This is a genomic window from Streptomyces sp. NPDC006140, from assembly GCF_040628815.1.
In the GTDB taxonomy this organism is placed as follows: Bacteria; Actinomycetota; Actinomycetes; order Streptomycetales; family Streptomycetaceae; genus Streptomyces.
Genome location: NZ_JBEXTS010000021.1, coordinates 112,210 through 133,566 on the forward strand (window position 1 = coordinate 112,210; position 21,357 = coordinate 133,566).

Genomic DNA, 21,357 nt, shown 5'->3' on the forward strand with positions numbered 1-21,357 from the left:
CATTCTTACCAAAGACCACTGACAGACGACGGCGCCCGTCAGACCCCGGGGCACGCCGAGGCCCGGCCCCCGAAGGGAGCCGGGCCTCGGCGGTGAAGCGTGGGGACTACAGCCCCGCCGCCTTGCGCAGCGCGTCCACGCGGTCCGTGCGCTCCCACGTGAAGTCGGGCAGCTCGCGGCCGAAGTGGCCGTACGCCGCGGTCTGGGAGTAGATCGGGCGGAGCAGGTCGAGGTCGCGGATGATGGCGGCCGGGCGGAGGTCGAAGACCTCGTCGATCGCCTTCTCGATCCGGTCCGTGTCGACCTTGGCGGTACCGAAGGTCTCCACGAACAGACCGACCGGCTCGGCCTTGCCGATCGCGTACGCGACCTGGACCTCGCAGCGGGTGGCGAGACCCGCGGCGACCACGTTCTTGGCGACCCAGCGCATCGCGTACGCCGCCGAGCGGTCCACCTTGGACGGGTCCTTGCCGGAGAAGGCGCCGCCGCCGTGGCGGGCCATGCCGCCGTAGGTGTCGATGATGATCTTGCGGCCGGTCAGGCCGGCGTCGCCCATCGGGCCGCCGATCTCGAAGCGGCCGGTGGGGTTGACCAGGAGCCGGTAGTTCTCCGTGTCGAGCTTGATGCCCTCGTCCAGGAGCGCCTTCAGCTCCGGCTCGACGACGAACTCCTTGATGTCCGGGGCCAGGAGGGAGTCCAGGTCGATGTCGGACGCGTGCTGCGAGGAGACGACGACGGTGTCCAGGCGGACCGCCTTGTCGCCGTCGTACTCGATGGTGACCTGGGTCTTGCCGTCCGGGCGCAGGTAGGGGATCGTGCCGTTCTTGCGCACGTCGGACAGGCGCTTGGACAGGCGGTGCGCGAGGAAGATGGGCAGCGGCATCAGCGTCGGCGTCTCGTCCGTCGCGTAGCCGAACATCAGGCCCTGGTCGCCGGCGCCCTGCTTGTCGAGCTCGTCCTCGTCGCCCTCGACACGGGACTCGTACGCCGTGTCCACACCCTGGGCGATGTCGGGCGACTGCGCGCCGATCGACACCGAGACGCCGCAGGAGGCGCCGTCGAAGCCCTTCTTCGAGGAGTCGTAGCCGATTTCGAGGATCTTGTTCCGGACCAGCGTCGCGATGTCCGCGTACGTCTTGGTCGTGACCTCGCCGGCCACGTGCACCAGGCCGGTCGTGATCAGGGTCTCGACGGCGACCCGGGAGGTCGGGTCTTCGCGCAGGAGCGCGTCGAGAATGGTGTCGCTGATCTGGTCAGCGATCTTGTCGGGGTGACCCTCGGTCACGGACTCCGAGGTGAACAGGCGACGGGACACAACGCTCCCTGGGGTTGCAGCGGCTGCTGGCTGATCATTGGCGGACGGCGGGGGCTGCACCCGGCGCCGTCCGTGGAACAGTTTATCGGTCACGCTTCGGCCACGGTCCCCCTGTCTCGCCACTCGGGAGTGCTGTGACCTGCGGCACGGGCATTCTGCCCAATGCCGAGCGGCGTTGGCCAGAGGCGCCACGCCTGGATCGGCCGGGTTTGATCGGCTTCCGAGGCGACTCGAGCATCAGCCGAGGCGCTCGGCGACGAGGTCCCACACAGTTTCGGCCAGGGCTTCCTTGGGGCCGTGCGGCACCGCCGTCTCACTGCCGTCGGCGCCGAGCACGACCGCCTCGTTCTCCTCGGAACCGAAGGTCTTCCGCTCCCCCACCTCGTTCACCACCAGCAGATCGCACCCCTTGCGCTTCAGTTTGGCGCGGCCGTTGGCGAGGACGTCGTCCGTCTCCGCGGCGAAGCCGACGACCACCTGTCCGGCGCGGGCCCGGTCGGCGGAGACCTCCGCGAGGATGTCCGGATTCCGCACCAGGGTGATCGGCTCCGGCTCCTGGTCGTCCTTCTTCTTGATCTTCCCGGCCGCGTACGTCGCCGGGCGGAAGTCCGCCACCGCCGCCGCCATCACCACGGCGTCGGCCTCGGCGGCGGCCTTGAGTACCGCCTCGCGCAGCTGCACGGTCGTGCCGACCGGTACGACGTCCACGCCCGCCGGGTCGGGCAGGGTGGCGTTGGCCGCGATCAGCGTGACCCTGGCGCCGCGGGCGGCCGCCGTGCGGGCGAGGGCGTAGCCCTGCTTGCCGGAGGAGCGGTTGCCGAGGAAGCGGACGGGGTCCAGGGGCTCGCGGGTGCCCCCGGCGCTCACCACGACGTGCCGGCCCTTGAGGTCCGGCTCTCTGACGCCCCGGGCCAGCACCCTTCGGCAGACCTCGAAGATCTCGGCCGGGTCGGGCAGCCGGCCCTTGCCGGTGTCGACGCCGGTGAGGCGGCCCACGGCCGGCTCGATGACGAGGGCGCCGCGGCGGCGCAGCGTCGCCACGTTCTCCTGGGTGGCCGGGTGCTCCCACATCTCCGTGTGCATGGCGGGGGCGAAGACGACCGGGCAGCGGGCGGTGAGCAGGGTGTTGGTGAGGAGGTCGTCGGCGAGGCCGTGGGCCGCTTTGGCGAGCAGGTCGGCGGTGGCCGGGGCGACGACGACCAGGTCGGCGTGCTGCCCGATGCGGACGTGCGGCACCTCGTGCACGTCGTCCCAGACCTCGGTGGAGACCGGCTTTCCGGAGAGCGCGGACCAGGTCGCGGCACCGACGAAGTGCAGCGCGGAGGCGGTGGGCACCACGCGCACGTCATGGCCCGACTCCGTCAGCCGCCGCAGCAGCTCACAGGCCTTGTACGCGGCGATGCCGCCGCTGACCCCCAGAACGACCTTCGGCTTGTCCACGTTGCTCCCCGTCTCTCCCCGGACCTCGGCGACCCGGACCTCGGCGACCGGCCCACCGTACGACTCCATGACACACCACAGGCCCGGCAGTCGGCCTGCCGGGCCTGTGGAAAAGTCAGCATCAAGCTGCAAATACGACTTACTGCGCCGGGCCCTCGACGGCCTCGGACGTCAGGAGCCCCGCGTTGATCTCGCGGAGGGCGATCGAGAGCGGCTTCTCGTGGACGTGGGTGTCGACGAGGGGACCGACGTACTCGAGGAGGCCCTCGCCGAGCTGCGAGTAGTACGCGTTGATCTGGCGGGCCCGCTTGGCCGCGTAGATCACGAGGCTGTACTTCGAGTCGGTGGCCTCGAGGAGCTCGTCGATCGGCGGGTTGATGATGCCCTCGGGCGCGGAGATGGAAGAGGACACGCTCTACCTTCCGATGGATGGGAAAGATTCTGTCGGGGTGATCAGCGAGGACCGGATCGATCAGCGATGGTCACACGACGTTCATCAAGGCTAGCAGCTCGCGCGCCACATCCTCGACGGAGGTGTTGACCAGCGTCGTATCGAACTCCGGCTCGGCGGCCAGCTCGATCCTGGCGGCCTCGAGCCTGCGCTCGATCACCTCGGGCGGTTCGGTGCCCCGCCCGGTGAGCCTGCGCACCAGCTCCTCCCAGGAGGGAGGGGCCAGGAACACCAGCTGGGCCTCGGGCATCGACTCCCGGACCAGGCGGGCGCCCTGCAGGTCGATCTCCAGCAGGACGGACTCGCCCTTTTCCAGGCGCTCCTGCACGGCCGCACGCGGCGTGCCGTAGCGGTTGCCGGCGAACTCGGCCCACTCCAGCAGTTCGCCGTTGGCGATCAGCTTGTCCATCTCGTCGTCGGTGACGAAGAAGTAGTGGACTCCGTGCTGCTCGCCGGGGCGGGGCTTGCGGGTCGTCGCCGACACCGAGAGCCAGACCTCGGGGTGTTCCTTGCGCATATGGGCGACGACCGTGCTCTTGCCGACCCCGGAGGGGCCGGAGAGCACGGTCAGCCGCGGACGTGCGTCCGGGGGTACGGGGGTCGTCCCCCGGGGTGTTACAGCCATGCAGCGATTATCCAGCAATCCCGGAGTGCCCGGGACTCGCTTCCCCGGAGTGCCCGGTTCAGGAGCCGGTGCTGCCGAACTCGCGCTCCAGGGAGGCGATCTGGTTGGAACCGAGGCCGCGCACCCGGCGGCTCTCGGAGATACCGAGTCGCTCCATGATCTGCTTGGCGCGGACCTTGCCCACGCCCGGCAGGGACTCAAGGAGGGCGGAGACCTTCATCTTGCCGATGACGTCGTTCTCCTGGCCCTGCTTGATGACCTCGTGGAGGGAGGCGCCGGAGTGCTTGAGTCGATTCTTGACCTCGGCCCGCTCCCGGCGAGCCGCGGCGGCCTTTTCGAGCGCGGCTGCGCGCTGTTCAGGGGTAAGGGGCGGAAGAGCCACGCCTACGTCACCTCGGATGTCGAACTGTCGGATACGGACCGGTGAGGAACCTAGTCGCCCCACACCTGGGGAGCCACGAGCAACACGCTTGCCCGTTGACTCTCGTCGGAGACTAGCGGGCAAGTCCGCCAGAGTCAGCGAGAACAGCGGAAAAGTCCTGGTCAGCCTTCATCTGAACGGGCATTTAGGACATACTGCCCCGGATTTGAGGATGTATTCAGACTCAAGCGGGCCCCGGACCACTCATCGGAGGTCTCGGGAAGAGGTCAGGACGCCGCCACGATGTGACGGATCTCCTCCGCGAAGCGCTCGGAGGCGTCACGCAGAGCGACCGCGTCGGGACCGTGGCGTAGCACTCCCCGGCTGACGTTCGGCACGACGTTGCGCACCGCGGCGCCGAAGACCCTGGGAAGATCGGCCGGCGTGGCCCCCTGGGCGCCGATGCCGGGCGCTAGGAGCGGGCCGTTGATGTCGAGGTCGTACGACGACAGATCACCGAGGGTGGCGCCGACGACCGCCCCGAAGGACCCCAGGGGCTCCTCCCCCGCGTTCTCCGCGGCGAGGTGGGCGAGCATCGTCGCTCCGACGTTCCGGCCGTCGGAGCGCACGGCGTGCTGGACCTCGCCGCCCTCCGGGTTGGACGTCAGCGCCAGCACGAACAGCCCGGCGCCGCTCTCCCGGGCCAGCGCGACGGCCGGGCTGAGGGAGCCGTAGCCGAGGTACGGCGAGACCGTCAGCGCGTCGGAGAACAGCGGCGCGTCCTTGTGCAGGAAGGACTCGGCGTAGGCGGCCATGGTCGAGCCGATGTCGCCGCGCTTGGCGTCCATCACGACCAGCGCGCCGGCCGCCCGGGCCTCGGCGACCGACGTCTCCAGGACGGCGACGCCGCGGGAGCCGAAGCGCTCGAAGAACGCGCTCTGCGGCTTGAGCACGGCGACCCGGTCGGCGACCGCCTCGACGACCGTGCGGCTGAACCGCTCCAGGCCCGCCACGTCGTCGTTCAGGCCCCACTCGGCGAGCAGCGAGGCGTGCGGGTCGATGCCGACGCACAGCGGGCCGCGCTCGTCCATGGCCCGGCGCAGACGCGCGCCGAAGGGTTCCAGGCTCATACGGAGCTCCTCACGTCTGCGCCCACCGCGTCGGCGAGCGTGGCGTACGGGCTGGTGCGCAGGCGCGCGGCGAGCCCCTTGTGGATCGCGCGGGCGTAGAAGGGCCCCTCGTAGATGAAGGCGCTGTAGCCCTGCACCAGCGTGGCACCGGCCAGGATGCGCTGCCAGGCGTCCTCGGCGTTCTCGACGCCCCCGACGCCCACCAGGGTGATCCGGTCGCCCACGCGCGCGTAGAGGCGCCGCAGGACCTCCAGGGAGCGTTCCTTCAGGGGCGCCCCGGACAGGCCGCCGGTCTCCTCGACCAGGGACGGGCCGGACTTCAGGCCGAGTCCCTCACGCGCGATGGTGGTGTTGGTGGCGATGATGCCGTCCAGGCCCAGTTCCAGGGCGAGGTCGGCGACGGCGTCGATGTCCTCGTCGGCGAGGTCCGGCGCGATCTTGACCAGCAGCGGGACGCGCCGCGCGGCGACGGTGCGGTCGGCGGCCTCGCGGACCGCGCTGAGCAGGGGGCGCAGCGCCTCGGTGGCCTGGAGGTTGCGCAGGCCGGGCGTGTTCGGGGAGGAGACGTTGACCACCAGGTAGTCGGCGTAGGGCGCGAGCCGCTCGGCGGACTTCACGTAGTCCGCGACGGCCTCCTCCTCCGGGACGACCTTGGTCTTGCCGATGTTGACGCCGACGACCGTCTTGAAGACGGGGGTGCGGGAGGCCAGGCGGGCGGCGACCCGGAGCGAGCCGTCGTTGTTGAAGCCCATGCGGTTGATCAGCGCCCGGTCCTTGACCAGGCGGAACAGCCGCTGCTTGGGGTTGCCGGGCTGCGGCTCGCCGGTGACCGTGCCGATCTCGACATGGTCGAAGCCGAGCATGGCCATGCCGTCGATGCCGACGGCGTTCTTGTCGAAGCCCGCCGCGAGCCCGAAGGGGCCGTGCATGCGCAGGCCGAGGGCCTCGGTGCGCAGCTCCTTGTGGCGGGGCGCGAGGGCGGCCGCGAGGAAGGTGCGCAGCACGGGCACGCGGGCGGCCAGGCGGATCCAGCGGAAGGCCAAGTGGTGCGCCTGTTCCGGGTCCAGCCGCTTGAAGACGAGGCGGAAGAAGATCTTGTACATGGTGTCCTCACGAAGAGGGGGACACCGTTTCCGGTGTCCCCCTCGGGGCTGCTAGTCGCGGGCCGCGGTCAGGTGTTCCGCGTGTTCCTGGAGCGATCGGACGCTCACGTCCCCGCGGTTGAGGGCGTCGATGCCCTGGACCGCCGCCGCGAGCGCCTGGACGGTCGTCAGGCAGGGCACGGAGCGCGCCACGGCCGCCGTACGGATGTCGTAGCCGTCGAGGCGGCCGCCGGTGCCGTACGGGGTGTTGACGATGAGGTCGACCTCGCCGTCGTGGATGAGCTGGACGATGGTCTTCTCGCCGTTCGGGCCGGTGCCCTCGGACTGCTTGCGCACGACCGTGGCGTTGATGCCGTTGCGCTTGAGGACCTCGGCCGTGCCGGAGGTGGCCAGGAGCTCGAAGCCGTGGGCGACCAGCTCGCGGGCCGGGAAGATCATCGAGCGCTTGTCGCGGTTGGCGACCGAGATGAACGCGCGGCCCTTGGTGGGCAGCGGGCCGTAGGCGCCCGCCTGCGACTTGGCGTAGGCCGTGCCGAAGACGGAGTCGATGCCCATGACCTCGCCGGTGGAGCGCATCTCCGGGCCGAGGACCGTGTCGACGCCGCGGCCGTGGATGTCGCGGAAGCGCGACCACGGCATGACGGCCTCCTTGACGGAGATCGGCGCGTCGAACGGCAGCTCGCCGCCGTCGCCGTTCGCCGGGAGCAGGCCCTCGGCGCGCAGCTCGGCGATGGTCGCGCCCAGCGAGATGCGGGCGGCGGCCTTGGCCAGCGGCACCGCCGTCGCCTTCGAGGTGAAGGGGACCGTCCGGGAGGCGCGCGGGTTGGCCTCCAGGACGTAGAGGATGTCGCCCGCGAGCGCGAACTGGATGTTGATCAGGCCGCGGACGCCGACGCCCTTGGCGATGCCCTCCGTGGAGGCGCGCAGGCGCTTGATGTCGAAGCCGCCGAGGGTGATCGGGGGCAGGGCGCACGCCGAGTCGCCGGAGTGGATGCCGGCCTCCTCGATGTGCTCCATGACGCCGCCGAGGTACAGCTCCTCGCCGTCGTAGAGCGCGTCGACGTCGATCTCGATGGCGTCGTCGAGGAAGCGGTCGACCAGGACCGGCCGGGAGGGGCTGATCTCGGTCGACTCGGCGATGTACGCCTCCAGGCGCGTCTCGTCGTAGACGATCTCCATGCCGCGCCCGCCGAGGACGTACGAGGGACGGACCAGGACCGGGTAGCCGATCTCGTCGGCGATGGCCTTGGCCTCGGCGAAGGTGGTGGCGGTGCCGTGCTTGGGGGCCGGGAGGCCGGCCTCCTTGAGGACCCGGCCGAAGGCGCCCCGGTCCTCGGCGGCGTGGATGGCCTCCGGGGAGGTGCCGACGATCGGCACGCCGTTGTCCTTGAGCGCCTGCGACAGGCCCAGCGGGGTCTGGCCGCCGAGCTGGACGACGACGCCCGCGACCGGGCCCGCCTGCTGCTCGGCGTGCACGATCTCCAGCACGTCCTCGAGCGTCAGCGGCTCGAAGTACAGGCGGTCGGAGGTGTCGTAGTCCGTGGAGACGGTCTCCGGGTTGCAGTTGACCATCACGGTCTCGTAGCCCGCGTCGCTCAGGGCGAAGGAGGCGTGGACGCAGGAGTAGTCGAACTCGATGCCCTGGCCGATGCGGTTCGGGCCGGAGCCCAGGATGATGACGGCCGGCTTCTCGCGGGGCGCGACCTCGGTCTCCTCGTCGTAGGAGGAGTAGAAGTACGGCGTCTTCGCGGCGAACTCGGCGGCGCAGGTGTCGACCGTCTTGTAGACCGGGCGGATGCCGAGCGCGTGCCGGACCTCGCGGACGACGTCCTCGCGCAGGCCTCGGATCTCGCCGATCTGCTGGTCGGAGAAGCCGTGCCGCTTGGCCTCGGCGAGCAGGTCGGTGGTCAGCTCCGGAGCGGCCGCCAGCTCGTCGGCGATCTCCTTGATCAGGAAGAGCTGGTCGACGAACCAGGGGTCGATCTTCGTGTACTCGAAGACCTCCTCGGGCGTCGCGCCCGCGCGGATCGCCTGCATGACGGTGTTGATCCGGCCGTCGGTGGGGCGGACCGACGCGCGCAGCAGCTCGTCCTTGTCTCCGGGCTCGCCGACGAAGGTGAACTGGCTGCCCTTCTTCTCCAGGGAGCGCAGGGCCTTCTGGAAGGCCTCGGTGAAGTTCCGGCCGATGGCCATGGCCTCGCCGACCGACTTCATGGTGGTGGTGAGGGTGGAGTCGGCGCTCGGGAACTTCTCGAAGGCGAACCGCGGGGCCTTCACGACCACGTAGTCGAGCGTCGGCTCGAAGGAGGCCGGGGTCTCCTGCGTGATGTCGTTCGGGATCTCGTCCAGCGTGTAGCCGACGGCCAGCTTGGCGGCGATCTTGGCGATCGGGAACCCGGTGGCCTTGGAGGCGAGCGCCGAGGAGCGCGACACGCGCGGGTTCATCTCGATGACGATCACGCGGCCGTCGGCCGGGTTGACCGCGAACTGGATGTTGCAGCCGCCGGTGTCGACGCCGACCTCGCGGATGATCGCGATGCCGACGTCGCGCAGCACCTGGTACTCGCGGTCGGTCAGCGTCATCGCGGGCGCGACGGTGATCGAGTCGCCGGTGTGGACGCCCATGGGGTCGAAGTTCTCGATGGAGCAGACGACCACGACGTTGTCGTTCTTGTCGCGCATCAGCTCCAGCTCGTACTCCTTCCAGCCGAGGATGGACTCCTCCAGGAGCACCTCGGTGGTCGGCGAGAGGGTGAGGCCGGTGCCGGCGATGCGGCGCAGCTCCTCCTCGTCGTGGGCGAAGCCGGAGCCGGCGCCGCCCATGGTGAAGGAGGGGCGGACGACGACCGGGTAGCCGCCCAGCTCCTCGACGCCCTTGAGGACGTCGTCCATGGAGTGGCAGATGTAGGACCGGGCGGACTCGCCGTGGCCGATCTTCTTGCGGACCTCCTCCACGACCGCCTTGAACTGGTCGCGGTCCTCGCCCTTGTGGATCGCCTCCACGTTGGCGCCGATCAGCTCGACGCCGTACTTGTCGAGGACGCCGTTCTCGTGCAGCGAGATGGCGGTGTTGAGGGCCGTCTGGCCGCCCAGGGTGGGCAGCAGCGCGTCGGGCCGCTCCTTGGCGATGATCTTCTCGACGAACTCGGGGGTGATCGGCTCGACGTAGGTCGCGTCGGCGATCTCCGGGTCGGTCATGATCGTCGCCGGGTTGGAGTTCACGAGGATGACCCTCAGGCCCTCGGACTTCAGCACGCGGCACGCCTGGGTGCCGGAGTAGTCGAACTCGGCGGCCTGGCCGATGACGATCGGGCCGGAGCCGATGACCAGGACGGACTGGATATCGGTGCGCTTAGGCACGCTGGCCCTCCATGAGCTTCACGAAGCGGTCGAACAGGTAGGCGGCGTCGTGCGGGCCGGCCGCCGCTTCGGGGTGGTACTGGACGCTGAAGGCGGGGCGGTCGAGGAGCTGCAGCCCCTCCACCACGTTGTCGTTCAGGCACACGTGCGACACCTCGGCGCGGCCGAACGGGGTCTCGGAGACCTGGTCGAGCGGGGCGTCGACGGCGAAGCCGTGGTTGTGCGCGGTGACCTCGACCTTGCCGGTCGTACGGTCCTGCACCGGCTGGTTGATGCCCCGGTGGCCGTACTTCAGCTTGTAGGTGCCGAAGCCGAGGGCGCGGCCGAGGATCTGGTTGCCGAAGCAGATGCCGAACAGCGGCGTGCCGCGCTCCAGGACGCCCTGCATGACGGAGACGGCGTGGTCGGCGGTGGCCGGGTCGCCCGGGCCGTTGGAGAAGAACACGCCGTCCGGGTTCACCGCGTAGACGTCCTCGACGGTCGCGGTCGCCGGGAGCACGTGCACCTCGATGCCGCGCTCGGCCATGCGGTGCGGGGTCATGCCCTTGATACCGAGGTCGACGGCGGCGACGGTGAACTTCTTCTCGCCGATCGCGGGCACGACGTACGGCTCGGTGGTGGAGACCTCGGCGGAGAGGTTCGCCCCCTTCATCTGCGGGGCTTCCTGCACGCGTGCGAGGAGCGCGCTGTCGTCCTTGACCGCGTCGCCGCTGAAGATGCCGACGCGCATGGCGCCGCGCTCGCGCAGGTGGCGGGTGAGGGCGCGGGTGTCGATGCCGGAGATCCCGACGACGCCCTGCGCGGCCAGCTCCTCGTCGAGCGAGCGCCGGGAGCGCCAGTTGGACGGCACGCGCGCGGGGTCGCGCACGACGTAACCGGAGACCCAAATGCGCTTGGACTCGGGGTCCTCGTCGTTGACGCCGGTGTTGCCGACGTGCGGGGCGGTCATCACCACGACCTGGCGGTGGTACGAGGGGTCGGTGAGGGTCTCCTGGTAGCCGGTCATGCCGGTGGAGAACACCGCTTCGCCGAAGGTCTCCCCCACGGCCCCGTAGGCGCGGCCGCGGAAGACCCGGCCGTCCTCCAGGACGAGTACGGCGGGAGTTTTGGCTCCCCTGGTGGAGGTGGTCATCGTTCGGCGCCTTCCCTGGTGTTCGTGTCGATCATGGAGTTGATGGCTTCGACCCACTCGTTGTGCTCGGCCGCGTGGTCGGAGCGGAAGCCGGAGTCGATCAGCCGGTCGCCGTGTGCCCAGGTGACGACCAGCAGGCCGCCCTCGGTGAGCACCTTTCCGGCGATGCCCTTGTCGAGCCGGGCCTCGCGCAGCTGTGCCACCGGGATGAAGAAGTCGTCCGCCCCGGGGCGTACGACGTCCAGTCCGGCGTCCGTCAGCGTCAGCTCGGCGCGGCTGCGGGTGCCCAGGCCGTGGGCGACGATGCGGTCGAGCCACTGCCCGGCGGTGGTGGAGCCGTGGTAGCGGCCGCTCATGGTCAGGCGCACCGCGCCCGTCTCGTCCGGGGTGGTGGGCAGCTCGGGCAGGTCGCCCTGGAGGGTGCCGCGCCACTTCCAGCCCTCGCGCATCAGCCAGTAGACGAGCGCGACGAAGAGGGCGAGGCCGACGACCCAGCCGATGCGGGCGGCCCAGTCGGTCACTTGCGCCGATTCCTTCTCGGCGGCCAGCAGCAGTACAGGTGTCACGTGAGCTTCCCGTCGACGAGCGTGGCCTTGCCCCGCAGCCACGTGTGCGTCACACGGCCCGGCAGCTCACGCCCCTCGTAGGGGGTGTTGCGGCTGCGCGAGGCGAAGCCCGCGGGTTCCACGAGCCCACGGTATGCCGTGTCGACCAGGGTGAGGTTGGCGGGCTCACCTGCCGAGACGGGACGGCCGTGGCCCGTGGCCTGTCCGATCTGCGCGGGCTTGAAGGACATCCGGTCGGCGACGCCGGCCCAGTCCAGCAGGCCCGTGTCGACCATGGTCTCCTGGACCACTGACAACGCCGTCTCCAGCCCCACCATGCCCATGGCTGCCGCGGCCCACTCACAGTCCTTGTCCTCGTGCGGGTGCGGGGCGTGGTCGGTGGCGACGATGTCGATCGTGCCGTCGGCGAGCGCCTCGCGCAGGGCCATCACGTCCCGCTCGGTGCGCAGCGGCGGGTTCACCTTGTAGACCGGGTTGTAGGTGCGGACCAGCTCGTCGGTGAGGAGCAGGTGGTGCGGGGTGACCTCGGCGGTGACGGCGATGCCGCGGGACTTGGCCCAGCGGACGATCTCGACGGACCCGGCGGTCGACAGGTGGCAGATGTGCACGCGGGAGCCGACGTGGTCGGCGAGCAGGACATCCCGGGCGATGATCGATTCTTCGGCCACCGCCGGCCAGCCCCCGAGGCCCAGTTCGGCGGAGACGACGCCCTCGTTCATCTCGGCGCCCTCGGTCAGCCGCGGCTCCTGCGCGTGCTGCGCGACGACACCGCCGAAGGCCTTCACGTACTCCAGGGCCCGGCGCATGATCACGGCGTCGTGGACGCACTTGCCGTCGTCGGAGAAGACGGTGACCCCGGCGGCCGACTCGTGCATGGCGCCCAGCTCGGCGAGCTTGCGGCCCTCCAGCCCGACGGTGACGGCGCCGATGGGCTGGACGTCGCAGTAGCCGTGCTCCTGGCCGAGCCGCCAGACCTGCTCGACGACACCGGCGGTGTCGGCGACCGGGAAGGTGTTGGCCATGGCGAACACGCTGGTGTAGCCACCGGAGGCGGCGGCGCGCGTGCCGGTGAGGACGGTCTCGGAGTCCTCGCGGCCCGGCTCGCGCAGATGCGTGTGCAGGTCGACCAGGCCCGGCAGCAGCACCTTGCCCTCGGCCTCGACGACCTCGGCCCCTTCGGCGGACAGCCCGCTGCCCACGTCAGCGATGGTCTGGCCGTCGATCAGCACGTCCTGCGGCTCGCCGCCGAGCACCTTCGCACCACGGATCAGGATCTTGCTCATCGGTCTTGCTTCTCCTCGGTACGGGTCTGGGTGACGGCGGGCTCGTTGCCGCCGAGCAGCAGGTACAGGACGGCCATCCGGATGGACACCCCGTTGGCGACCTGCTCGACGACGGTGCAGCGGTCGGAGTCGGCGACCTCGGCGGTGATCTCCATGCCGCGGACCATCGGCCCGGGGTGCATCACGACGGCGTGCTCGGGCATCCGCGCCATGCGGTCGCCGTCGAGGCCGTAGCGGCGGGAGTACTCGCGCTCGGTCGGGAAGAAGGCGGCGTTCATGCGCTCGCGCTGGACGCGCAGCATCATCACCGCGTCGGACTTGGGCAGCGTGCTGTCGAGGTCGTAGGAGACCTCGCAGGGCCAGGTCTCGATGCCGACCGGCAGCAGGGTCGGCGGGGCGACGAGGGTGACCTCGGCGCCGAGAGTGTGCAGCAGGTCGACGTTGGAGCGGGCGACCCGGCTGTGCAGGACGTCGCCGACGATCGTGATGCGCCGGCCGGCGAGGTCCTGGCCGATCCCGGCGTCGGGGCCGATCAGGCGGCGGCGCATGGTGAAGGCGTCCAGCAGGGCCTGGGTGGGGTGCTGGTGGGTGCCGTCGCCGGCGTTGACGACGACCGCGTCGATCCAGCCGGAGTTCGCCAGCCGGTAGGGGGCCCCGGAGGCGCCGTGCCGGATGACCACGGCGTCGACGCCCATGGCCTCCAGGGTCTGGGCGGTGTCCTTCAGGGACTCGCCCTTGGAGACGCTGGAGCCCTTGGCGGAGAAGTTGATGACGTCCGCGGACAGCCGCTTCTCGGCGGCCTCGAAGGAGATCCGGGTCCGCGTGGAGTCCTCGAAGAAGAGGTTGACGATCGTGCGGCCGCGCAGGGTCGGCAGCTTCTTGATCGGCCGGTCGGCGACCCGGGCCATCTCCTCGGCGGTGTCGAGGATCAGGACGGCGTCGTCACGGGTGAGGTCGGCGGCCGAGATGAGATGACGCTGCATCTGTCAGGCTCCGTAAGGCAGTTCAAACGGGAGATTCGGGGCAGACGGGCGCGCGAGCACGCGCACTGAGCCGGCGTACGACAGCGGCGTACGCCTGGAGCGCTACTGGGGGTCCGGCTTGGCACCGAGCAGTACGGTGTCGCGACCGTCCTCCTCGGCGAGCTGGACCTTGACCGTCTCCCGCAACGACGTGGGGAGGTTCTTGCCGACGTAGTCGGCGCGGATGGGCAGTTCGCGGTGACCGCGGTCGACGAGCACGGCGAGCTGCACCGCGCGCGGGCGGCCGATGTCGTTCAGGGCGTCGAGGGCGGCGCGGATGGTGCGGCCGGAGAAGAGCACGTCGTCGACGAGGACGACCAGCTTGCCGTCGATGCCGTCACCGGGGATCTCGGTGCGGGCCAGCGCACGCGGCGGGTGCATGCGCAGGTCGTCGCGGTACATGGTGATGTCGAGCGAGCCGCACGGAACCTTGCGCTCCGTGATCTGCTCCAGCTTGTCGGCGATCCGCCGGGCGAGGAAGACGCCCCGGGTCGGGATGCCGAGGAGCACCACGTCGTCGGCGCCCTTGGCGCGTTCGACGATCTCGTGGGCGATGCGGGTCAGTACCCGCGCGATGTCGGGCCCTTCGAGGACGGGCCGGGCATCGGACTGCGAGTCGTGCGTGTCCATATGAAACGGACCTCCTTCTCCGCCTCACGGGACGGACCTTAAAGGACGTCGGGATTGCGCCATCCACGGTAGCAGGCCCTCGCGATCGCCCGGACGGCCCCCTTGGATCACCTATTCGGCCCAATGCGGTGCCACTACCACGGAAGAGTCGGTGCGGACCATTCGGCTTGACGCGGCAGAGTAACGCTGCGTAACCTCACAGTGAGTTACCAGCCGCGCGGGCTGGCACCCACGCCAGACGCGTCGACACAGTGCCGGGGAGCTATATGTCCAGCGAATACGCCAAACAGCTCGGGGCCAAGCTCCGGGCGATCCGCACCCAGCAGGGCCTTTCCCTCCACGGTGTCGAGGAGAAGTCCCAGGGACGCTGGAAGGCGGTCGTGGTCGGTTCGTACGAGCGCGGCGACCGTGCCGTGACCGTGCAGCGCCTTGCCGAGCTGGCGGATTTCTACGGCGTTCCGGTGCAGGAGCTGCTCCCGGGCACGACCCCGGGCGGCGCCGCCGAGCCGCCGCCGAAGCTGGTCCTGGACCTGGAGCGGCTGGCCACGGTGCCGGCCGAGAAGGCGGGCCCGCTGCAGCGCTACGCGGCCACGATCCAGTCGCAGCGCGGTGACTACAACGGCAAGGTGCTCTCGATCCGCCAGGACGACCTGCGCACACTCGCCGTCATCTACGACCAGTCGCCCTCGGTGCTCACCGAGCAGCTGATCAGCTGGGGTGTCCTGGACGCGGACGCGCGCCGCGCGGTGGCGACCCACGAGGAGGGCTGAGCGCTCCGCGGGACCATCCGTGGGGCCAGCAGAAACGTGCCGCCGGGGTGGCTGGAATCGTACGGTTCCGGCCACCCCGGCGGCGTTCTGGCGGCTTCGAAGGCTCTCGGCGTACGGGAATGCCGGAGGGCCCGCGGCGTCACCGCCGCGGGCCCTCCGGCATTCTGTCTGTCTTGTCTGCCTCAGACCTCGTCGCGGCGCAGCGAGGGCTTGAGCTCCTTCAGCCTGCCGAGCAGGCCGTTCACGAACGAGGGCGACTCGTCCGTGGAGAACTCCTTCGCCAGCTGCACCATCTCGTCGAGGACGACGGCGTCCGGGGTCTCGTCGGCCCAGATCAGCTCGTAGGCGCCGAGCCGCAGGATGTTGCGGTCGACGACCGGCATCCGGTCGAGCGTCCAGCCGACCGAGTACTGGGCGATCAGCTCGTCGATGCGCTTCGCGTGCTTCGCGTAGCCCTCGACCAGCTCCATCGTGTACTCGCTCACCGGCGGCTGCCGGGTGTCCGTCCGGGAGTGCCGGACCCAGTCCGCGAGGACCGTCTGGACGTCGGCGCCGCGCTGGTCGCCCTCGAAGAGGATCTGGAAGGCGCGCTTGCGGGCCGTGTTGCGGGCAGCCACGGTTAGCTGTTCACCCGGCCGAGGTAGTCGCTGGTGCGCGTGTCGACCTTGATCTTCTCACCGGTGGTGATGAAGAGCGGGACCTGGATCTGGTGACCCGTCTCCAGCGTGGCGGGCTTGGTACCGCCGGTGGAGCGGTCGCCCTGGACGCCCGGCTCGGTCTCCTGGACGGTCAGCTCGACGGCGGCCGGAAGCTCCACGAAGAGCACCTCGCCCTCGTGCTGGGCGACGGTGGCCATGAAGCCCTCGATGAGGAAGTTGGCGGCGTCGCCGACGGCCTTGCGGTCGACCATGAGCTGGTCGTAGGTCTCCATGTCCATGAAGACGAAGTACTCGCCGTCCATGTAGGAGAACTGCATGTCGCGCTTGTCGACGGTGGCCGTTTCGACCTTGACGCCGGCGTTGAAGGTCTTGTCGACGACCTTGCCGGAGAGCACGTTCTTGAGCTTGGTGCGCACGAAGGCCGGGCCCTTGCCGGGCTTGACGTGCTGGAACTCGACGACGGACCAGAGCTGGCCGCCTTCGAGCTTGAGCACCATGCCGTTCTTGAGGTCGTTCGTGGAAGCCACGGTTGCGGAATCTCCTGGACTGACGTACGACCCCGGTGCACGCGCCTGCCTGGCTACAGGGCGAGCAGCTCCTTGGTCGTGATGGTGAGTAGCTCGGGTCCGCCGTCCGCCTCGGGGCGGACGACGAGCGTGTCATCGATCCGGACGCCGCCCCGGCCCGGGAGGTGGACCCCCGGTTCGACGGTGACCGGCACGCAAGCGTCCAGTTTACCCATGGCCGCCGGGCTCAACTGAGGGTCCTCGTCGATTTCGAGCCCGACACCGTGTCCGGTGAGGACTGTGAGGCCCTCGGTGTACCCCGCGGAGTCCAGGACCTGGCGGGCGGCCCGGTCGACGTCCCGGCAGGCGGCGCCGGGTACCAGGCTCTCACGTCCGGCCCGCTGCGCGGCGAAGACCAGGTCGTACAGCTCGATCTGCCAGTCCGCGGGAGCGGTGCCGATGACGAACGTGCGGCCGATCTCGCAGCGGTAGCCGCGGTACGTCGCGCCGAGGCACACGGAGAGGAAGTCGCCCTCCTCGACGCGGCGGTCGGTGGGGCGGTGGCCCGGGCGTCCGGCGTTGGGCCCCGTGCCCACGGAGGTCGGGAAGGCCGGGCCGTCGGCTCCGTGATCGACCAGGCGTCTCTCCAGCTCCAGGGCGAGGTGGCGCTCGGTGCGGCCGACGAGGATGGATTCCAGCAGTTCGCCGAGGGCCTGGTCGGCGATCTCGGCGCCGATGCGGAGGCAGGAGATCTCCTCCTCGTCCTTGACGACCCGGAGCTGCTCGACGGCGCTGCCGAGATTGGCCAGGCGCAGCCGGGGGGCGACCGAGCCGAGCGCTCTGTGCCGGGCGACGGTGAGGTGGTGCTCCTCGACGGCCAGGGAGTCGGCGCCCTGGCCTGCGGCGAGGCCGGCCGCCGCGACGGCGGGGTCACCGCCGGCGGCTCCGGGCAGGGTCTGTACGCGCAGGGCCTCGTCGGGGCGCTCCTGGGTGGGGCGGTCCGCGGACGAGCCGGGGCACACCAGGAGGTCCTCGGTCTTGCCCAGCAGCAGAACGGCGCCGTGCGGGGCGGCGCCCGCGAGATAGCGCACGTTGGCGGGGCGGGAGACCAGCGCCGCCGCGCTGCCGCCCGCGTTGCAGTATTCCCTCAGACGCGTCCGGCGGGCCGCGTACACCTCTGACATGACCCGAGCGTATGAGCTCCGCCGGTTCGGCGCCGGTTGAGGGCGTCTAAGTGGGCGGTGCCTGATATGCCCGGGTAGGTGGTGGTGCCGCTCGGGGTTGCCTGCCGTCCGCGCGTGCGTGGGGGCTTGTCGCGCAGTTCCCCGCGCCCCTACGGGGCGCTCACCACTGCGGCGGGCTCGCGATCGATCTGGCCAGGACGTCGTCCAGGACCCTCGCCGTCTCGGGGACGTCCAGCTGGGAGTTGTCGATGATCGGCAGGCCGGAGCCGTACCAGCCGGCCATGCGGCCATGGATACGGGCGACCTCCTCGTCCGACAGCCGCCGGTTCCCCGAGCGCTCCGCGTTGCGTTCCAGGACGATGTCCAGCCCGGGCAGGAGGACCACCGGCAGCAGGCCGGGCCCGACGTGGCGTTTCCAGCCGCCGAGGCCGACGACCGGCCGGTCGGGGAAGACCGCGTCGTCGAGGATGCACGAGATGCCGTTGGCCAGGAAGTTCCGCGCGGCGAAGCCGCAGGTGCGGCGGGCCAGGCGGTACTGCGCCTCCGAGTTGTCGTTCCACCCGGACTGCGGGTCGGCGAAGCCGGAGCGGACCCACTCGCGGACGTCGTCGAGGCTGATGTGCGCCGTGGGCACGCGGCGGTGATCCGCCCAGTACTTGGCGACGCTGGTCTTGCCCGCGCCGGCGGGGCCGATGAGCAGCACGGCGAGCGTCGTACCGGCGGGGTCGGGGGCCGCCGTGGCGGGGGGCGCGCTCGGCATGGCGACCGGGCCGCCCGGCGGCAGGGGCACATGGCCGGTGGTGTCCGGCGGCGGTGGAACGGAGGCCTGCGGATGCGGCGGGACCGGCCCCGGTGCCGGTGCGGCCGGACCCGGCGGCGGCGCGGCGGGACCCGGCGGCGGCGCGGGGTACCCCGGCGCCGGGGGCGGTGGGGGCACGGGCACGGAGCCCTGGTGCGCGCCCGGGTGGTGCGGACCCGGGTGGTGTGCGGCCGGCGACCAGCCGGCGGCCGGTCCGTGCCCCGGCTGATGGGGCGGCGGCAGCGGAGAACCCACTGCGTGCTGCATCCGGTGCCACTCCGTCTCGTACAGGCGATGGGCGCTGACAGCGGGGGCGGAACCCGCTGCTACCGAACGGTACCGCCCCCGGTCGTCGATGTGTGAACGGCCGGGGGCGGTCCGAAGTGCCCGGCCCCGTAAGGCGATTCCGGGCGGAAGGCGCGCCGGTGGACTTACTGCCCGACTTCGCCGTACGCGGCGAGCAGCACGGCCGGGTCGGGTCCCTCCAGGACGGTGGGCTTGGCCAGGCCGTCGAGGACGATGAAGCGCAGCAGGTCGCCGCGGGACTTCTTGTCGACCTTCATGGTCTCCAGCAGCTTGGGCCACTGGTCGTGGCGGTAGTGCAGGGGCAGTCCGACCGATTCGAGGATCGTGCGGTGGCGGTCGGCCGTCGCGTCGTCCAGCCGGCCCGCCAGGCGGCCGAGTTCGGCGGCGAAGTGCATGCCCACCGAGACCGCGGCGCCGTGGCGCCACTTGTAGCGCTCGTTCTTCTCGATGGCGTGGCCGAGCGTGTGCCCGTAGTTGAGGATCTCGCGCAGGCCCGACTCCTTGAGGTCCGAGGAGACGACGTCGGCCTTGACCCGGATGGAGCGCTCGATGAGCTCGGCGGTGTGCGGACCGGCCGGGGTGCGGGCGGCCTCGGGGTCGGACTCGATGAGGTCGAGGATCACCGGGTCGGCGATGAAGCCGGCCTTGATGACCTCGGCGAGCCCGGAGACGTAGTCGTTGACCGGGAGGGAGTCCAGCGCGGCCAGGTCGCAGAGCACACCGGCGGGCGGGTGGAAGGCGCCGACGAGGTTCTTGCCCTCGGCGGTGTTGATGCCGGTCTTGCCGCCGACGGCCGCGTCGACCATGGCGAGCACGGTGGTGGGGATGGCGATCCAGCGCACCCCGCGCAGCCAGGTCGCGGCCGCGAACCCGGCGAGGTCCGTGGTCGCGCCGCCGCCGACGCCGACGATGACGTCCGTGCGGGTGAAGCCGGACTGGCCGAGCGCCTTCCAGCAGTAGGCGGCGACCTCGGCGGTCTTGGCCTCCTCCGCGTTGGGCACCTGGATGGCGACCGCCTCGTAGCCCTGCTGCGCCAGGTCGTCGCGGAGCGCCTCGCCGGTCTCGGCCAGTGCCTCGGGGTGGATGATCGCCACCCGCTTGGCCTTGTCGCCGATCAGCCCGCCGAGTTCGCCCAGCAGTTGCCGGCCCACCAGGACCTCGTACGGCTCGGTGCCCGCCGTGCCGCCGACCTGGATCCGAGTCACTGCCTCAGTCATGCGTCCTTCAACTCCAGTGCGTCCAAGGCCACTTGGGTGACCTCTTCGGGCGTACGGCCGTCGGTGGCCACCACGGCCGTGGCGACCTCCTCGTACAGGTGCCGGCGGGCCTCCATCAGCTCGCGCCATTGCTTGCGCGGGTTGACGGCGAGCAGCGGGCGGGCGGCGTTGAGGCCGGTGCGCTTGACCGCCTCCTCGACGTCCATCGACAGGTACACCACGCGCTGCCCGGCGAGCAGCGCACGCGTGTCGGCGTCGAGGATCGCGCCGCCGCCGAGGGCCAGGACGCCGTCGTGCTCGGCGAGCGCCTTGTGCACGGCCGCCTTCTCGATCGCGCGGAAGGCGGGCTCGCCCTCGTCGACGAAGATCTCGGCGATGGTCCGGCCCTGCGCGGCGACGATGTCGTCGTCGGTGTCCCGGTAGGAGACGCCGAGCCGCTCGGCCAGCAGCTGCCCGACGGTGGACTTGCCCACGCCCATCGGGCCGACGAGGACGACCAGTGGGCCGGTCATCGGATGGCGAGGTTGTCGAGGTACGAGGTCACGTTCCGGCGGGTCTCGGCCACACTGTCGCCGCCGAACTTCTCCGCCACCGCGTCCGCGAGCACCAGCGCCACCATCGCCTCGGCGACGATGCCGGCCGCCGGGACCGCCGAGACGTCGGAGCGCTGATGGTGAGCCTGCGCCGCCTCACCCGTCGTCACATCCACCGTCTGCAGCGCCCGCGGCACCGTCGCGATCGGCTTCATGGCCGCCCGCACCCGCAGCAGCTCACCGGTGGTCAGACCGCCCTCGGTGCCACCCGAGCGACCGGAGGTCCGCCGGATGCCCTCCTCGGTCTTCACGATCTCGTCATGCGCCTTGGACCCGGGGACGCGCGCCAGCTCGAAACCGTCGCCGATCTCCACGCCCTTGATCGCCTGGATGCCCATCAGCGCACCGGCCAGCCGGGCGTCCAGCTTGCGGTCCCAGTGCACGTGCGAACCCAGGCCGACAGGCACGCCGTAGGCGAGGATCTCGACCACGCCGCCGAGGGTGTCGCCGTCCTTGTGGGCCTGGTCGATCTCGGCGACCATCGCCTTCGAGGCGTCCGCGTCCAGACAGCGCACGGGATCCGCGTCCAGCCGCTCCACATCCGCCGGCGTCGGGTACACGCCCTTCGGGGCCTTGGCCGAGGCCAGCTCCACCACATGGGAGACGATCTCCACGCCGGTGGTCTCCTTCAGGTAGGAGCGGGCCACCGCACCGAGCGCCACCCGCGCCGCCGTCTCCCGCGCGGAGGCGCGTTCCAGGATCGGCCGGGCCTCGTCGAAGCCGTACTTCTGCATCCCGGCCAGGTCGGCGTGACCCGGGCGCGGGCGGGTCAGCGGCGCGTTGCGGGCCAGCCCGGCCAGGACCTCCGGGTCGACCGGGTCGGCCGCCATGACCTGCTCCCACTTCGGCCACTCGGTGTTGCCCACCATGATCGCCACCGGCGAGCCGAGCGTGAGCCCGTGCCG

21 protein-coding genes are annotated in these 21,357 nt (G+C 70.9%); 1 reads left to right on the forward strand and 20 read right to left on the reverse strand.

The features are described from left to right. Nucleotides 1–106: 106 nt before the first annotated feature. The 13 genes from metK to pyrR form a co-directional block, all read right to left on the reverse strand. Nucleotides 107–1,315, reverse strand: a complete 1,209-nt coding sequence (gene metK, locus ABZ386_RS37280) for a methionine adenosyltransferase (RefSeq protein WP_351347042.1) — start codon at nt 1,313–1,315, stop codon at nt 107–109. 237 nt (nt 1,316–1,552) lie between these two features. Then, entirely contained in the window at nt 1,553–2,755 is a 1,203-nt protein-coding gene (coaBC, locus tag ABZ386_RS37285) for a bifunctional phosphopantothenoylcysteine decarboxylase/phosphopantothenate--cysteine ligase CoaBC (RefSeq protein WP_358968050.1), read from the reverse strand. A gap of 139 nt (nt 2,756–2,894) precedes the next feature. Continuing rightward, nucleotides 2,895–3,167, reverse strand: a complete 273-nt coding sequence (gene rpoZ / locus ABZ386_RS37290; RefSeq protein ID WP_003988945.1) for a DNA-directed RNA polymerase subunit omega — start codon at nt 3,165–3,167, stop codon at nt 2,895–2,897. Nucleotides 3,168–3,237: 70 nt separating this feature from the next. Beyond that, nucleotides 3,238–3,831 (reverse strand): guanylate kinase, encoded by a 594-nt coding sequence (gene gmk, locus ABZ386_RS37295; protein ID WP_351347045.1) that lies wholly within the window; start codon nt 3,829–3,831, stop codon nt 3,238–3,240. A gap of 58 nt (nt 3,832–3,889) precedes the next feature. Continuing rightward, nucleotides 3,890–4,213 (reverse strand): integration host factor, encoded by a 324-nt coding sequence (locus tag ABZ386_RS37300; RefSeq protein WP_003977346.1) that lies wholly within the window; start codon nt 4,211–4,213, stop codon nt 3,890–3,892. Between the two features lie 266 nt (nt 4,214–4,479). After that, nucleotides 4,480–5,322 carry an orotidine-5'-phosphate decarboxylase gene (gene pyrF, locus ABZ386_RS37305; RefSeq protein ID WP_358968034.1) on the reverse strand — a complete coding sequence of 281 codons (843 nt, stop codon included), beginning with the start codon at nt 5,320–5,322 and terminating at the stop codon, nt 4,480–4,482. After that, entirely contained in the window at nt 5,319–6,425 is a 1,107-nt protein-coding gene (locus tag ABZ386_RS37310; RefSeq protein WP_351347049.1) for a quinone-dependent dihydroorotate dehydrogenase, read from the reverse strand. Before ABZ386_RS37310 ends, pyrF begins: the two co-directional genes overlap by 4 nt. A gap of 51 nt (nt 6,426–6,476) precedes the next feature. Then, nucleotides 6,477–9,785: a carbamoyl-phosphate synthase large subunit gene (gene carB, locus ABZ386_RS37315; RefSeq protein ID WP_351347051.1), complete on the reverse strand. Its 3,309-nt coding sequence runs from the start codon at nt 9,783–9,785 to the stop codon at nt 6,477–6,479. Then, nucleotides 9,778–10,917 (reverse strand): glutamine-hydrolyzing carbamoyl-phosphate synthase small subunit, encoded by a 1,140-nt coding sequence (gene carA, locus ABZ386_RS37320; protein ID WP_114250917.1) that lies wholly within the window; start codon nt 10,915–10,917, stop codon nt 9,778–9,780. The genes carB and carA overlap by 8 nt, the downstream gene beginning before the upstream one ends. Further along, complete coding sequence (locus tag ABZ386_RS37325; protein ID WP_358968037.1) at nt 10,914–11,483, reverse strand: hypothetical protein; 570 nt, start codon at nt 11,481–11,483, stop codon at nt 10,914–10,916. The genes carA and ABZ386_RS37325 overlap by 4 nt, the downstream gene beginning before the upstream one ends. Further along, nucleotides 11,480–12,766 (reverse strand): dihydroorotase, encoded by a 1,287-nt coding sequence (locus ABZ386_RS37330; protein WP_351347057.1) that lies wholly within the window; start codon nt 12,764–12,766, stop codon nt 11,480–11,482. The genes ABZ386_RS37325 and ABZ386_RS37330 overlap by 4 nt, the downstream gene beginning before the upstream one ends. Beyond that, nucleotides 12,763–13,749 carry an aspartate carbamoyltransferase catalytic subunit gene (locus ABZ386_RS37335; protein WP_355720030.1) on the reverse strand — a complete coding sequence of 329 codons (987 nt, stop codon included), beginning with the start codon at nt 13,747–13,749 and terminating at the stop codon, nt 12,763–12,765. Before ABZ386_RS37335 ends, ABZ386_RS37330 begins: the two co-directional genes overlap by 4 nt. 102 nt (nt 13,750–13,851) lie before the next feature. Next, complete coding sequence (gene pyrR / locus ABZ386_RS37340; RefSeq protein WP_114250921.1) at nt 13,852–14,418, reverse strand: bifunctional pyr operon transcriptional regulator/uracil phosphoribosyltransferase PyrR; 567 nt, start codon at nt 14,416–14,418, stop codon at nt 13,852–13,854. Nucleotides 14,419–14,684: 266 nt separating this feature from the next. Between pyrR and bldD the strand changes: the two genes are divergently transcribed. Then, on the forward strand, nt 14,685–15,188 hold the full coding sequence (bldD, locus tag ABZ386_RS37345; protein WP_010046440.1) for a transcriptional regulator BldD: 504 nt from the start codon (nt 14,685–14,687) through the stop codon (nt 15,186–15,188). Between the two features lie 182 nt (nt 15,189–15,370). Here bldD and nusB read toward each other — a convergent pair whose 3' ends face one another. The 7 genes from nusB to aroC form a co-directional block, all read right to left on the reverse strand. Then, nucleotides 15,371–15,805 (reverse strand): transcription antitermination factor NusB, encoded by a 435-nt coding sequence (gene nusB, locus ABZ386_RS37350; protein ID WP_114250922.1) that lies wholly within the window; start codon nt 15,803–15,805, stop codon nt 15,371–15,373. A 2-nt stretch (nt 15,806–15,807) separates the two neighbouring features. Continuing rightward, nucleotides 15,808–16,374 (reverse strand): elongation factor P, encoded by a 567-nt coding sequence (gene efp, locus ABZ386_RS37355; protein WP_031116621.1) that lies wholly within the window; start codon nt 16,372–16,374, stop codon nt 15,808–15,810. 53 nt (nt 16,375–16,427) lie between these two features. After that, nucleotides 16,428–17,537 (reverse strand): aminopeptidase P family protein, encoded by a 1,110-nt coding sequence (locus tag ABZ386_RS37360; RefSeq protein WP_351347064.1) that lies wholly within the window; start codon nt 17,535–17,537, stop codon nt 16,428–16,430. Between the two features lie 160 nt (nt 17,538–17,697). Then, nucleotides 17,698–18,603: a Pro-rich N-terminal domain-containing protein gene (locus ABZ386_RS37365; RefSeq protein ID WP_358968040.1), complete on the reverse strand. Its 906-nt coding sequence runs from the start codon at nt 18,601–18,603 to the stop codon at nt 17,698–17,700. A 164-nt stretch (nt 18,604–18,767) separates the two neighbouring features. Then, nucleotides 18,768–19,859, reverse strand: a complete 1,092-nt coding sequence (gene aroB / locus ABZ386_RS37370; RefSeq protein WP_356506393.1) for a 3-dehydroquinate synthase — start codon at nt 19,857–19,859, stop codon at nt 18,768–18,770. Continuing rightward, on the reverse strand, nt 19,856–20,371 hold the full coding sequence (locus tag ABZ386_RS37375; protein ID WP_114250926.1) for a shikimate kinase: 516 nt from the start codon (nt 20,369–20,371) through the stop codon (nt 19,856–19,858). The genes aroB and ABZ386_RS37375 overlap by 4 nt, the downstream gene beginning before the upstream one ends. Then, on the reverse strand, nt 20,368–21,357 hold a 990-nt coding region (gene aroC / locus ABZ386_RS37380; RefSeq protein WP_358968043.1), incomplete at its 5' end, for a chorismate synthase. The genes ABZ386_RS37375 and aroC, both read right to left, overlap by 4 nt.